Below are 12,250 nucleotides of genomic sequence, written 5' to 3' on the forward strand. Positions count from 1 at the left end.
AGCGAATTGCGTCCCGGACGGCATCGTGGTCGAGTAGAACCATGACTGAACAGACGGCTTCACCGGACAACGGACCCTTGAACGACCTCGAAGCGAAGCTCGCCTTGGCTGAACAGCCGGACGCCAACCCGGTAGACGTAATCCTTGCTTTCCTGAACAACGAGGTCTACCTCATCAGTTCCGAAGCAGTGGACGGACCGGATTCTGCCGTAGAGCCATTGGTCCTTTCGAACGCCGATGGACAGCCCGTTCTGGCGGTGTTCAGCCACCCGAGCCGCGTGGACGAGCGTTTCCTGGAAGCGGCCCCGCACATTCTGGGCACCATGGGCTCGGCGATCCTCGGCAACATCGGCGACGAACTGGGCATGGTCATCAACCCCGGAAGCGAATATGGCTTCGAAATCGATCCTGAGGGGATCGCCAACATCCGCCGCGACTTCAAACGGGCAGACGAAGTAGGGGAGCCAACGGAATAACTGGCATCCCGGGCACGGGACGTCTGCCTGTCAGCGAAACGTGGACGCCAAGTTGCTTCCCCGGCTTCGAATCAGTGAATAATGGCAGAATGCGTCTTGGCGTTCTCGATATCGGTTCAAACACCGTCCACCTGCTGCTCGTGGACGCCCATCCCGGCGCCCGCCCAGTGGCTTTTGCCTCCCACAAACGGCCACTTTCCCTGGTCCAATACCTCGACGGTGATGGCAACATCAACGATGCTGGCCAGACTGAGCTGATTGAGTTCGTCCTGGAGGCATGGGAGTTCGCAGCACGCCACAAGGCCGAGGATTTGCTCGCGTTTTGCACCTCGGCTATCCGTGAGGCAACCAACGGTGCCGAGGTCCTGGCCCGGGTCAAACACGAGACCACGGTGACTCTCCAGGAGCTCACTGGCAGCGAAGAAGCGTCAATGACCTTCTTTGCCGTTCGTCGTTGGTATGGCTGGGGTGCCGGCCCGATTCTGGATCTGGACATTGGAGGAGGATCCTTCGAAATGGCCTACGGCACGGACGAACTCCCGGAATTGGCTACCTCCGTTCCGTTGGGAGCCAGCAGGCTGACGCGGGATTGGCTCCATGAAGATCCACCCAGCGCCAAGAGCGTCAAGGAGTTGAGGCGGTACATCCGCTCTACGCTCAAACCTGTTGTCCGCAATTTCCACGAGCTTGGCCGGGCCAACCTGGTGGCGGGTACCTCCAAGACGTTCCGCTCCCTTGCGCGGATCGCTGGTGCTGCCCCCAGCGGGGCCGGTCCCTATGTGAAACGGGAACTCCATGCCGCCGATCTTGGTCTGTGGGCCCAGCGCATATCCGCCATGAAAGTTGAGGACCGCCTATACCTCCCGGGTGTTTCAGATGCGCGTGCCCGCCAATTGCTGGCCGGGGCTTTGGTGGCAGAGGCCGCGTTGGAGCTCTTCGAATTCCCTAAGATGGAAATCTGTCCGTGGGCTTTGCGGGAAGGGCTGATCCTTCGACGCCTGGACCAGTTGGTCTTCGATGATGCCGTGGATCCCGCGCCGCACGTCGGAAAGCGCAAGAAGGACAAGTCCAAGAAAAAAGCAGTCAAGGAAGGCGACAAGAAGACGGACAACGACGAGCCCCAACACACGCTTGAGGAGTTTCCCGTGCCGGTGAACAACCCTGCCCCTGCACCAATTCCGGCCCCTGTGGCAGGCGGGCTGGCTTCCTGAGATGAGCACCGACGTCGAGCCCGTTGCAAATAACCGCCACATCCCGGTGGCGCTGTCCAGCGCGTCCGTTTATCCGCTGAGCGTCCATGATGCTTTCGCGGTGGCCCAGGACCTTGGTTATGAAGGCGTTGAGGTCATGGTCACCAACAACGCTGTGAGCCAGAATCCTGACGCCCTCATCCAGCTGAGCCATCGTTATCACCAACAGATCGTCTCCATTCACGCGCCCACATTGCTGCTCACCCAGCAAGTCTGGGGAGCTGCATGGAACAAGATCGAGAAGTCCTGCCAGATGGCAAGGGAGGTCGGCTGCGACACCGTGGTGGTCCATCCGCCGTTCCGCTGGCAGTCGAACTACGCCGAGAACTTCGCTGCGGGTGTTCGGGAGATCGCTGCGATGTACCAAGTGCACATCGCGGTGGAGAACATGTACCCGTGGCGCGTCCGTGGACGGGAGGCTGTTGCCTACCTGCCGCACTGGGATCCCTTGGGACAGGATTACGACGATGTCACGTGGGACTTCTCGCATGCGGCAACCGCGGGGGCAAACAGTTTGGAAGCAATCCAGGCACTGGGCAGCAAACTCCGCCACGTTCACCTCACGGATGGTTCAGGTTCCGGGAAAGACGAACACTTGGTGCCGGGCACGGGGACGCAGCAATGCGCGGACGCCCTCCAACACCTTGCTTCCAACGGCTTCAGTGGTGTTGTGGTGGCGGAGATTTCAACCCGCAAGGCCAAAGTGGCGGGTGAGCGCGAGGAAATGTTGGCGGAGACGCTTCGTTTCGCACGGCAGCACCTCAGCATCCCGCTGGTGCGATCACACGATAATTAGAAACCAACGCAATTAAATGCGAAAGCACCGGCGGCCGAATCGGGAAATGGGGGAAAACCCGCCCCGGCCACCGGTGCTGTTGGCGGACATCCCCATGCCCGCCTCATCACTCGCACCCTCAATGAGGTAACTACTAAGTTACGGACCAAGGTTGGGTGCTGCCTGCAATATTCTTGGGAACAAGCTGTGAATCCGGACAGCGTTCGACCCCTCCGTGGGCAAACTGCCATGATGGTGCAATGAGCAACCGAATCGCATTCCTTGGCTGTGGATCCATGAACGAGGCAATTCTGGCCGGTCTCCTTGCCGCCGGGACCGACCCATCCGATGTCGTCGCCACTGTCCGACGTACCGAGCGTGCAGAAGAGCTTGCGCAGCGGTACGGCGTTATGGCGATCGCTGGCGAGGAAGAACCGGACAACAACAAGCTTGCCACCAAGGGTTCCCGCATCGTCATCCTTGGGGTCAAACCAGTTGGCATCACGGAACTCGCACGGGAAATCAGCCCGGCACTCGCTAAGGACACCGTCGTTGTGAGCGTGGCCGCTGCGGTTTCCATCGCGCAGATTGAGGCCGCCCTCCCGGAAGGGCAGCCGGTGATCCGCACCATGCCGAACACACCCGCAAAGCTGGGTCGCGGCGTCGTTTCCGTCTCGCCCGGGACGCACTGCACGCCGGAACAGCTGGAGACGGTGAAGGCAGCGCTGGCAGGTGCCGGCAAGGTTGTGGAGGTGCCCGAGGAACAAGTGGACGCCTTGTCCGCCATCAGTGGATCCGGTCCCGCCTACGCGTTCTATTTGGCCGAGGCCATGGCCGCTGCGGGTGTCGAGCTGGGGCTGGACGCCGAACTGTCCGTCATGCTTGCCCGCGAAACGGTGGCGGGCGCCGGTTTCATGCTGGCGGAGCCGGGGGCGGACCCCACTGCACTTCGCGTTGCCGTAACCAGTCCCAACGGCACCACCGAGCGGGCTATCGCAGCATTCGACGACGGCGGGATCCCCAGGATCATCGCCGATGGAGCCCGTGCGGCTGCTACGCGCGCGGCCGAGATCACCAAGCAGCTGGGCTAGTCCCCAACCGCTCCCTAGCCTCGCAAGCTCGGCCAGGGAACCCTGCGGTCGTGGGCCCAATGCACCCGCTCCCTACGGCCGCGCTGCGAAGCGCTCCAAGAGATCGACGTGTCCGGACACGATCAGCATGTCGTGTCCGGACACCTTGGTTTCCGGCCGCGCATACGTGAAGTCCTCTCCAGGGGTCTTCACGCCGACGATCGTCACGCCGTATTTGGACCGCACCTTGGATTCCTCCAAGGTGAAGCCCACAGTTTCCTTGGGCGGATACATCTTCACGATTGCGTAGTCGTCGTCGAACTCGATGAAGTCAAGCATGCGCCCTGACACCAGGTGCGCGGCACGCACGCCTGCGTCGGCTTCCGGGTAGATCACGTGGTTTGCGCCGATCCGGCTGAGGATCTTGCCGTGGGATGGGGTGATCGCCTTGACCCAGAGGTGTTGGATGCCCAGGTCCACAAGGTTCACTGTGATGAGCACCGAGGACTCGATGGACGTGCCCACGCCTACCACGGCGGAACTGAATTCCCGGGCCCCCAGCTGGCGCAAGGCATCGATGTTGGTGGCGTCCGCCTCCACCACGTGGGTGAGCACGGGCGCCCATTTCTGGACGAGCGTGCGGTCACGTTCAATCGCCAGGACTTCCCGGCCCTGCTTGACCAATTGCTCGGCCGTGGCCGACCCGAATCGGCCAAGGCCAATGACCAGCACTGGTGCGTTGTGGGCGGGACGGTTGGCCGCCCCAGTGGTACTAGCCAATGATTGGCCTCTCTTCCGGGTAGTGGTACAGCTGGCTGCGCTGGCGCAGGGCCAAGCCGGCAGCGAGGGTTACGGTGCCCACACGGCCTGCGAACATTAGTGCGGTCAGGACGTAAACGCCCGACGGCGGCAGCTCGGCGCTGAGGTTGGTGCTCAGTCCCACTGTGGCAAAGGCGGAGATGGTTTCAAAGAGCACCCTGTCCAGTGTCGCCCCGCTGATGGAGAGCAGCAGGAATGCCGCGACCGATACAAGGGTGGCACCGGCAACAATCACCGAGATGGCCACCCGCATGGTGCCTTGGGGAATCGTGCGTCCGTAGACCTTAACATCGGCATCGCCACGGGCCTCGGCAACGATGGCGAGGAACATGACCGCGATAGTAGTCACCTTGATGCCGCCCGCTGTGGACGCTGAGCCGCCGCCGGCAAACATGAGGGCGTCGGTGAGCAGCATGGTGGTGGATTCCATGTGGTTTTGGTCCACCAGGTTGAACCCGCCTGACCGCGTCATCACTGATGCAAAGAGGGAATGGATGAGCTTGTCGCCAAGATCCATATGCGCGATGGTCCGCACGTTGTCCCATTCCATGAGCGCCCACAGGACGGTGCCGGCCAGCAGCAGGATGAAGGATACCTGGATGGTGAGCTTGGTATGGAGGTTCCACTTCTTCCAGTTCAGGCCGTTCTGTTGCAGAACCATCACTACCGGGAAGCCGAGGCTGCCAAGGAATACGCCCAGCATGAGTGGAATAAGGATCCAGAGGTCGGTCTCGTAGGGGACGATTCCGTCTGAGTGCGGCGTAAATCCGGCATTGTTGAAGGAGGAGATCGAGTAGAAGACCCCGTGCCATACCGACTGCAAGAATGGCTCGCCGAGAAGCATGAAGCGGGGGATCAGGGCCAAGGCGAGTGCGCCCTCGATCACCACCGAGGTCACGATGACGATGCGGAGCAGCGTACCCACTTCACCAAGTCTGCCGGCGTTGTTCATGGCTTCCTGGGCGATGAGCTTGCCGCGGACACCAAGCCGCTTACTGACCATGAGGGCCAACAGTGAAGCCAAGGTCAACGTGCCAAGGCCGCCCACAAAGATGCCCACCAAAATAATGAGCTGGCCAAGGAAGGACCAGTGGGTAGCGGTGGAAACCACGGTCAGGCCCGTCACGCAGACACTGGAAACTGCCGTGAACATGGCCTGGTGCAGAGGAGTAGGCTCGCCCGAAGCCGAGGAGAACGGCAAGGACAACAAGCCTGTGAAGAGCAGGATCACGGAGGCGAAAGCGACCAAGGCCAGACGGGCCGGCGACGTGTTGGCGATGTTGTCAATGAAGTCGCGCGCACGTGTGAAAATCCACAGACCTTCACGTTCCTGCTGGCCGGGTTGCCAGTGGGCCGGGCTCGCGGAGCGCGACTGGCTTTGAGACATGGGTTCTTCCTCGGTTGAACATGCTTTCCTGAGTAGTAAACCACTATTCCTGCGGCGTAACCGGGCGGTACAGCCCCGCGGCCTCAGGTAGCCTGTTCTGGATGAACTCCAGGCTTGGAACAACTGCTTCCAGCATTACGCGATCCGCACTGCCAACGACGGTGGTGTGGGATCCAGCCATGACAGCTTACAACTTTGGTCCCAGCCATCCTATGGCCCCGCAGCGGCTGGAGTTAACCGCGAGGCTCGCAGAATCCCTTGGTCTTTTCCACCACAGCCATGTGGCGGTTGAGTCGCCGGACGTGGCCACCGACGTCGAACTTTGCTCGGTGCATAGCGCCGACTATGTAGAGGCGGTGCGCCGCGTCAGCGAGGACCCGGCCCAACCCGAAGAAGACCGCGGACTGGGAACTGAAGACGATCCCGCCTTCGCTGGTATGCATGAGGCCAGCGCCCGGCTGGCCGGCGGTTCTTTGTTGGCCGCGGAATCGATCCTGTCCGGCAAAGCCATTCGCGCAGTAAATTTCAGTGGTGGAATGCACCACGCGGCACGTGACCGCGCCAGCGGCTTTTGCGTCTACAACGACGTCGCCATTGCCATCCAGCGGCTTCTGGACGGCGGTGTGAGCCGCATAGTCAGCATCGACGTCGACGCCCACCACGGCGATGGAACGCAAAGCATTTTTTGGAATGACCCCCGCGTCATGACAATTTCCCTGCATGAGTCCGGGCTTACCCTCTTTCCGGGAACGGGTTTCGCCAATGAAACCGGCGGCCCGGATGCGCACGGCACGGCTGTCAATGTCGCGTTACCGGCGTTCACGGGAGATGCCGCGTGGCTTCGCGCCTTTCATGCGGTGGTACCGCAGCTGGTTGGAGCCTTCAATCCCGAGGTGATTGTCAGCCAGCACGGCTGTGATTCGCACCGCCTGGATCCATTGACGCACCTCAACCTCAGCGTGGACGGTCAGCGGGAGGCGGCCAGCGCCGTCGCCAGCCTCGCCGCGAGGTATTGCGATAACCGGTGGGTCGCCACAGGCGGAGGCGGCTACGACGTTACGGGTGTTGTGCCACGTGCTTGGAGCCATCTGATCGGAATGGTGACGCAGCGGCCGGTGCCGTTGAGCACGCCCGTGCCAGAAGCCTGGCGCAACTATGTCAGGGAGGCTTACGGCGTGTGGGCTCCGGAGTCGATGAGCGATGACGTGGATGTCTGGTGGCGTTCCTGGGAGGTTGGATACGACCCCGCCGATGAGGTGGACCGGACGGTCATTGCCACGCGCAAGGAGATCTTCCCTTTGTACGGGCTGGATCCCTGGTTCGACTAGCCGGTCTTGACCCCACCCCTATGGTTCTGACTTCTCCGTCTGGAAGACCACGCCCGCCGCACCCACGAGCCAGCCCAGCAAGGACAACGCAAATGCTCCGATGAGGTCCGTGGACGCTTGGCCCTTGAACAGCCAGAGCACCAGGACCAGCAAGCCCATGGTGATGTAAACCATGATGGCAAAGATCACCCGTCCGGATAACCGCAGGGCAACCTCCGCCGGGCTGACGAGGGGACTGGATTCGCCAGCGTTCGCGCTGTCCCGCTTAACCTCCGAAATGGTGAACCCCAGTGCGGACGCCGTTAGCGAACTCAGGGACGTGGCAAGGACGCCCGCCGCGGTAACCAGGGCTCCGTTCAGCTCAGGGGCCGTCAGATCACCTGTCGGAACCCAGGTGCCGACCCGAAGGAGCACTGCACTCCACACGAAGACGAATACGGCAAGGAACACACCGGCGATGATGTTGAAGATTTGCCGCCGAAGGAAATCAGTCATTGCCCGCACCCCGTGCTTTTGGCGGCCGGGGCCTCGAAGCCCGGACGGACCGTGAATCCGTTTTAGCATTGGCTCTGGAAAGGGTCAACGATCCAGCGCCGTCGCGGTGCGAAACAGGGATGCCATTTGGCGTATATGTCGCTAGGGTGGGAGGCATGGTGACTGACGACGTATTTGCCGTCATTGCTGAGGCAACCAGGCGCGACATTCTGGTTTCACTCCGCTCTGGGGATAAAGCAGTAGGCGAACTGGTGGAAGAACTGGCTGCAAGCCAGCCCACTATCTCCAAGCATCTGAAGGTGCTCCGCGAGGCTGACCTCGTCAGTATGCGCGCCCAGGGGCAGAAGCGCTACTACGCGCTGAACCCGAAGCCGCTGGCCGGTGTGGCCACCTGGCTGGAAACCTTCGACGTCGGACCCTCGGCTACTGCCGCCGTCGCACCTTCCGTGGAAGCAGCGCCGCAAACGGTGGCTCCCGCTGGCGTGGGCGCCGCAGCGTCGGTTGTGCAACCCGCCGAGACTGCGCCGGATCTCGTTGCAACTCGTGCCGAGGCCGTAAGCAAGGCCGTAAAAGTCCACTCAGATGGGATGCCCGTCTCGTTGGATCTGGCATCGGACGATACTGTCCCGCAGCAGATTGGCCGGACTGTTGGCCGCGCTGCCACTAAAGCGGCGGACCTGCTGGCCAATCTCCCGAACCTTCCCAACCTCCCGAAATTCGGTCGCAAGCGCTAGTGGGCTACGCCCGGATCAATCTAACGTGATCTTCAACACCTTGTGAGGTTTCCTTAAGGTCAAGGTTCCTTGCGTTTACGGGGTTTTTCTACGGTTGAGTTAACTCCGGGCCCATGGTCACAATCCCATCGGATGGAGATCCTACCTCCGTTGGTGCAACCATGAGCGGGACTGTATCGTCTCGCCGCTGGCCGGCGCACTGAGGGATAGGAAGACGCATGGATTCGAGGCTCGAAGCTGTCAGGAACACCGTGTTGGCGCGGAATCCCGGCGAGAAGGAGTTCCACCAGGCTGTCACCGAGGTTTTCGAAAGCCTGGGGCCCGTTCACGACCGGCATCCGGAATTTCTGGAGGGTGCCGTGTTGGAGCGTCTCTGCGAACCCGAACGGCAGATCATCTTCCGCGTACCGTGGACCGACGACTCTGGCTGCGTCCACGTAAACCGGGGTTTCCGTGTGGAGTTCAACTCGGCGCTTGGTCCCTACAAAGGTGGGCTGCGGTTCCACCCTTCCGTCTATCTGGGCATCGTCAAGTTTCTCGGCTTTGAGCAGATCTTCAAGAATGCCCTCACAGGCATGCCGATCGGCGGGGGCAAGGGCGGTTCCGACTTCGATCCGCGCGGACGCTCGGATGCCGAAATCATGCGGTTCTGCCAGTCGTTCATGACTGAGCTATACCGTCATATCGGTGAGTACACCGACGTCCCTGCCGGCGATATTGGCGTGGGCGGACGCGAAATCGGCTTCCTCTTCGGCCAGTACAAGCGCATCACCAACCGTTACGAATCCGGGGTCCTCACCGGCAAGGGGATTTCCTGGGGTGGCTCGTTGGTCCGGCCGGAAGCCACCGGCTACGGCACAGTGATCTTTGCCCAGGAGATGCTCAAGAGCCGTGGCGCTTCCTTTGACGGTCAGCGTGTTGTGGTGTCCGGTTCCGGAAACGTGGCCATCAATGCGATTGCCAAAGCGCAGTCTCTCGGTGCCACGGTGGTGGCCTGTTCCGACTCCGCCGGTTACATCGTGGACGAGGCGGGAATCGACGTCGAGCTCCTGCGCCGGATCAAGGAAGTGGAGCGCGCCCGGCTTACTGAATACGCGCTTCGACGGCCTGGATCCAGCTACGTAGCGGGTGGCTCGGTGTGGGACGTGAACGGCACGGTCGCACTGCCTTGCGCCACCCAAAACGAGCTCGACGGCGATGCTGCCGCGAAGTTGGTCAGCAACGGCCTGATCGCGGTGGCCGAGGGAGCCAACATGCCCTCCACGCGCTCGGCAGTGGCAGTGTTCCAGGAGGCGGGCGTTCTGTTCGGTCCGGGTAAAGCCGCCAACGCCGGAGGTGTTGCTACATCCGCGTTGGAAATGCAGCAGAACGCCAGCCGTGATTCGTGGTCATTCGAGCACACGGAACAACGGCTTACCGAGATCATGGTGGGCATCCACGACCGCTGCGCAGCAACCGCCGAAGAATATGGTTCGCCCGGCAACTATGTGGTGGGCGCCAATATCGGCGGTTTCGTAAAAGTAGCCGACGCAATGCTGGCTCAGGGCCTGATCTAGCGTCCATTACCCAACTAAGTCGCAGTAGTGCGCGTTTTGAACGTTCAAAACGCGCACTATTGCTACCTACATGGGTTAGCGCTGGAGCAGCCGCACGTGATCCGGGTTCAGTTCCGATACCTTGCTGACGCCCAGGAGCGCCATGGTGCGGGTCATGTCCTTCTCGAGGATCTGGATAGTGCGGTCCACGCCTTCGCGTCCGCCGGCCATGAGGCCGTAGAGGTAAGCCCGGCCGATCAAGGCAAAGTCCGCCCCCAAAGCCAGGGCTGCCACGATGTCGGCGCCGCTCATGATGCCTGTGTCCAGCATGACGGCAGCCTTGCTGTTGTCAGCCTTCAGCGCCGAAGTGACCTCGGGAAGCAGGTGGAACGGGATGGGTGCACGGTCCAGTTGGCGGCCGCCATGGTTGGACAGGACTATGCCGTCAGCGCCGTGGTCCACCACTTTACGGGCGTCCTCAACGGTCTGGATGCCCTTGACCACGAGCTTGCCCTTCCAGGTTTCGCGCAGCCAGTCCAGGTCCTCATAGGTCAGGGTGGGATCGAACATTGAGTTGATGAGGTCCGCCACGGTTCCGGTGTAGCGCGAGAGCGAGGCGAACGTCAGCGGCTCGTGGGTCAGGAAGTTGAACCACCAGGCGGGTCGGTAGGACGCATCCAGGACCGTCTTGAGCGTCAGGGCCGGCGGGATGGTCATGCCGTTGCGGACATCCCTCAACCGAGCCCCCGCTACGGCGGTATCCACGGTCACCATGAGGGTATCGTTGCCTGCTTTGGCGGCCCGCTCGATCAATTCAAGGGACCGGTCACGGTCTGTCCACAAGTACAGCTGGAACCAGTTGCGGCCGTTCGGAGCAGCCGTTGCGACGTCCTCGATCGATGCTGTGCCCATCGTGGAAAGTGTGTAGGGGATGCCGGCAGCTTCTGCGGCCTGCGAGCCAGCGTATTCACCTTCGGACTGCATCATGCGGGTGAATCCGGTGGGCGCGATGCCGAAGGGGAGGCGCGATTCCTTCCCCAAAATGTCGGTGCGGAGGTCAATCCTGGAAACATCGCGAAGGATCCCGGGGCGGAATTCGATGTCCTGGAACGCCTGGCGTGCCCTGCGCAGCGTGATTTCTTCCTCCGCGGCGCCGTCCGTGTAGTCGAAAGGTGCTTGTGGGGTGCGACGCTTCGCGATGTCGCGCAGCTCCCAGATGGTGCTCGCCCGTTTGAGGCGGGCGGCTTTGCTGAATTCGGGCTTCTTGAACTGCATCAAAGGAGCCAGATCGGCAACTTTGGGTATGCGCCGCTTCAGTGCCGGAGGTTGCACGACGGCGGGCCTCGGCTGCGGCGGCCGGCTGACGGTTTCGTCGCTGCCAGCATTGGCGGGGGCTGCGGTGATCTTCGGATCGAGGGTGTCGGTCATGCGGTTCTCCCTTGAAATTCTGTGGTCCTACCACTGTGGTCTAACCACACTGTAAGCCATGTGGTTGGACCACATCAACTAGTATTCCCGTATGCGTACCCACGAACTAGTCCTGCAGTGGATAGAAAAGCAGCTATCCGACGGCGACCTCGCCCTCGGCGGACGCCTCCCCGGAGAGCGGGCCATGGCCGAACAGCTCCAGGTATCGAGGACGTCTGTGCGGGAGGCGGTGCGGATCCTTGAAGCAATGGGTGTTGTGCGCGCGGGAGTTGGCTCGGGCAAAGACGCGGGAACTGTAGTGATCGCCGAGCCCGGCTCTGCGCTGGGCTCTACGTTGCGCCTCCACGTGGCAACCCGCCATCTTCCCGTGGCCGACATCGTGGAGACACGGGTGTTGCTCGAATCCTGGGCGGCTGCCCGGGCCAAGGTTGGCGCCCCGGCCCTTGATGAGGCGGCGGCGCTGCTCGAGCAAATGGACAACAGCCCGGACATCGAGACGTTCCTGGCGCTTGATGCCCGGTTCCATGTGGCGCTGGCACAGGCTGCCGGCAATACAGTGGTCAGTGCCATGATGGCGTCATTGCGGGGTGCAATTGAAAATTACGCCGGGAAACTCACCGGAAACCTGCCTGATTGGAAGGCCACGTCAGACAGGCTTCGAGCGGAACACCGAGCGATTCTTGCAGCCGTCAACGGGGACGACGGCGGCCGGGCGGCAGATCTTGTGGCCGCCCACATACAGGGCTTCTACAAAGAGGCCGGAGTGGGCTCGCAGGCTTCTGGAATATAGAGCAACGCGGGGTCACTTATGGCCCATGATGGCCTTCCGGATGGGCCGTAAGTGACTGTGAGGATTGGGGTGGCTGGTCTGGGACTGGCTGGCAGAGTGGTAGTAGTCGTTCTGCCTCGCGGGTGTGACTCTGTAAGTGACTGGCCCTGTAGAGGGTGCCTTT

13 protein-coding genes are annotated in these 12,250 nt (G+C 61.7%); 8 read left to right on the forward strand and 5 right to left on the reverse strand.

Annotation, left to right across the window (positions count from 1 at the left end):
• Window positions 1-41: 41 nt before the first annotated feature.
• From KSW38_RS21780 to proC, 4 genes are all read left to right on the forward strand, one after another.
• Window positions 42-476 (forward strand): SseB family protein, encoded by a 435-nt coding sequence (locus tag KSW38_RS21780; RefSeq protein WP_216927039.1) that lies wholly within the window; start codon window positions 42-44, stop codon window positions 474-476.
• Between the two features lie 89 nt (window positions 477-565).
• The gene (locus KSW38_RS21785; RefSeq protein WP_216927040.1) at window positions 566-1,687 is read left to right on the forward strand and encodes a Ppx/GppA phosphatase family protein; all 1,122 of its coding nucleotides are present in this window, start codon (window positions 566-568) and stop codon (window positions 1,685-1,687) included.
• 1 nt (window position 1,688) lies between these two features.
• On the forward strand, window positions 1,689-2,522 hold the full coding sequence (locus KSW38_RS21790; protein WP_216927041.1) for a sugar phosphate isomerase/epimerase family protein: 834 nt from the start codon (window positions 1,689-1,691) through the stop codon (window positions 2,520-2,522).
• Between the two features lie 239 nt (window positions 2,523-2,761).
• Window positions 2,762-3,592 carry a pyrroline-5-carboxylate reductase gene (proC, locus tag KSW38_RS21795; RefSeq protein ID WP_216927042.1) on the forward strand — a complete coding sequence of 277 codons (831 nt, stop codon included), beginning with the start codon at window positions 2,762-2,764 and terminating at the stop codon, window positions 3,590-3,592.
• A 72-nt stretch (window positions 3,593-3,664) separates the two neighbouring features.
• Here proC and KSW38_RS21800 read toward each other — a convergent pair whose 3' ends face one another.
• From KSW38_RS21800 to KSW38_RS23575, 3 genes are read right to left on the reverse strand one after another with little or no spacing between them, the layout of a single operon-like run.
• Window positions 3,665-4,303 (reverse strand): potassium channel family protein, encoded by a 639-nt coding sequence (locus tag KSW38_RS21800; protein WP_216927056.1) that lies wholly within the window; start codon window positions 4,301-4,303, stop codon window positions 3,665-3,667.
• A gap of 40 nt (window positions 4,304-4,343) precedes the next feature.
• Window positions 4,344-5,777 carry a TrkH family potassium uptake protein gene (locus KSW38_RS21805; protein ID WP_216927043.1) on the reverse strand — a complete coding sequence of 478 codons (1,434 nt, stop codon included), beginning with the start codon at window positions 5,775-5,777 and terminating at the stop codon, window positions 4,344-4,346.
• A gap of 43 nt (window positions 5,778-5,820) precedes the next feature.
• Window positions 5,821-5,958, reverse strand: coding sequence for a hypothetical protein (locus tag KSW38_RS23575; protein WP_223946834.1), 138 nt, complete (start codon window positions 5,956-5,958; stop codon window positions 5,821-5,823).
• Between KSW38_RS23575 and KSW38_RS21810 the strand changes: the two genes are divergently transcribed.
• Window positions 5,957-7,105, forward strand: coding sequence for an acetoin utilization protein AcuC (locus KSW38_RS21810; protein WP_254186796.1), 1,149 nt, complete (start codon window positions 5,957-5,959; stop codon window positions 7,103-7,105). The two genes, KSW38_RS23575 and KSW38_RS21810, sit on opposite strands and share 2 nt — an antisense overlap.
• A gap of 18 nt (window positions 7,106-7,123) precedes the next feature.
• On the opposite strand, the gene KSW38_RS21815 is transcribed toward KSW38_RS21810, so the two are convergent.
• Window positions 7,124-7,600, reverse strand: a complete 477-nt coding sequence (locus KSW38_RS21815) for a hypothetical protein (protein ID WP_216927045.1) — start codon at window positions 7,598-7,600, stop codon at window positions 7,124-7,126.
• Window positions 7,601-7,755: 155 nt separating this feature from the next.
• On the opposite strand from KSW38_RS21815, the gene KSW38_RS21820 reads away from it, so the two are divergent.
• Both KSW38_RS21820 and gdhA read left to right on the forward strand, forming a co-directional pair.
• Window positions 7,756-8,334 carry an ArsR/SmtB family transcription factor gene (locus tag KSW38_RS21820; protein ID WP_216927046.1) on the forward strand — a complete coding sequence of 193 codons (579 nt, stop codon included), beginning with the start codon at window positions 7,756-7,758 and terminating at the stop codon, window positions 8,332-8,334.
• Window positions 8,335-8,552: 218 nt separating this feature from the next.
• Window positions 8,553-9,890, forward strand: coding sequence for an NADP-specific glutamate dehydrogenase (gene gdhA / locus KSW38_RS21825; RefSeq protein WP_216927047.1), 1,338 nt, complete (start codon window positions 8,553-8,555; stop codon window positions 9,888-9,890).
• Between the two features lie 75 nt (window positions 9,891-9,965).
• On the opposite strand, the gene KSW38_RS21830 is transcribed toward gdhA, so the two are convergent.
• On the reverse strand, window positions 9,966-11,297 hold the full coding sequence (locus KSW38_RS21830) for an alpha-hydroxy acid oxidase (RefSeq protein ID WP_305799044.1): 1,332 nt from the start codon (window positions 11,295-11,297) through the stop codon (window positions 9,966-9,968).
• Between the two features lie 91 nt (window positions 11,298-11,388).
• On the opposite strand from KSW38_RS21830, the gene KSW38_RS21835 reads away from it, so the two are divergent.
• Window positions 11,389-12,087, forward strand: a complete 699-nt coding sequence (locus KSW38_RS21835) for a FadR/GntR family transcriptional regulator (protein WP_216927048.1) — start codon at window positions 11,389-11,391, stop codon at window positions 12,085-12,087.
• Window positions 12,088-12,250 lie beyond the last annotated feature (163 nt).

Source organism: Paenarthrobacter aromaticivorans (assembly GCF_019038615.1).
GTDB lineage: Bacteria > Actinomycetota > Actinomycetes > Actinomycetales > Micrococcaceae > Arthrobacter > Arthrobacter aromaticivorans.

Excerpts from the sequence above, each read along its gene's own strand:
- KSW38_RS21780 (WP_216927039.1), top strand. The coding sequence starts at position 42 with ATGACTGAACAGACGGCTTCACCGGACAACGGACCCTTGAACGACCTC.
- KSW38_RS21785 (WP_216927040.1), top strand. The coding sequence starts at position 566 with ATGCGTCTTGGCGTTCTCGATATCGGTTCAAACACCGTCCACCTGCTG.
- KSW38_RS21790 (WP_216927041.1), top strand. The coding sequence starts at position 1,689 with ATGAGCACCGACGTCGAGCCCGTTGCAAATAACCGCCACATCCCGGTG.
- proC (WP_216927042.1), top strand. The coding sequence starts at position 2,762 with ATGAGCAACCGAATCGCATTCCTTGGCTGTGGATCCATGAACGAGGCA.
- KSW38_RS21805 (WP_216927043.1), bottom strand. The coding sequence starts at position 5,777 with ATGTCTCAAAGCCAGTCGCGCTCCGCGAGCCCGGCCCACTGGCAACCC.
- KSW38_RS21810 (WP_254186796.1), top strand. The coding sequence starts at position 5,957 with ATGACAGCTTACAACTTTGGTCCCAGCCATCCTATGGCCCCGCAGCGG.
- KSW38_RS23575 (WP_223946834.1), bottom strand. The coding sequence starts at position 5,958 with ATGGCTGGATCCCACACCACCGTCGTTGGCAGTGCGGATCGCGTAATG.
- KSW38_RS21815 (WP_216927045.1), bottom strand. The coding sequence starts at position 7,600 with ATGACTGATTTCCTTCGGCGGCAAATCTTCAACATCATCGCCGGTGTG.
- KSW38_RS21820 (WP_216927046.1), top strand. The coding sequence starts at position 7,756 with ATGGTGACTGACGACGTATTTGCCGTCATTGCTGAGGCAACCAGGCGC.
- gdhA (WP_216927047.1), top strand. The coding sequence starts at position 8,553 with ATGGATTCGAGGCTCGAAGCTGTCAGGAACACCGTGTTGGCGCGGAAT.
- KSW38_RS21830 (WP_305799044.1), bottom strand. The coding sequence starts at position 11,297 with ATGACCGACACCCTCGATCCGAAGATCACCGCAGCCCCCGCCAATGCT.
- KSW38_RS21835 (WP_216927048.1), top strand. The coding sequence starts at position 11,389 with ATGCGTACCCACGAACTAGTCCTGCAGTGGATAGAAAAGCAGCTATCC.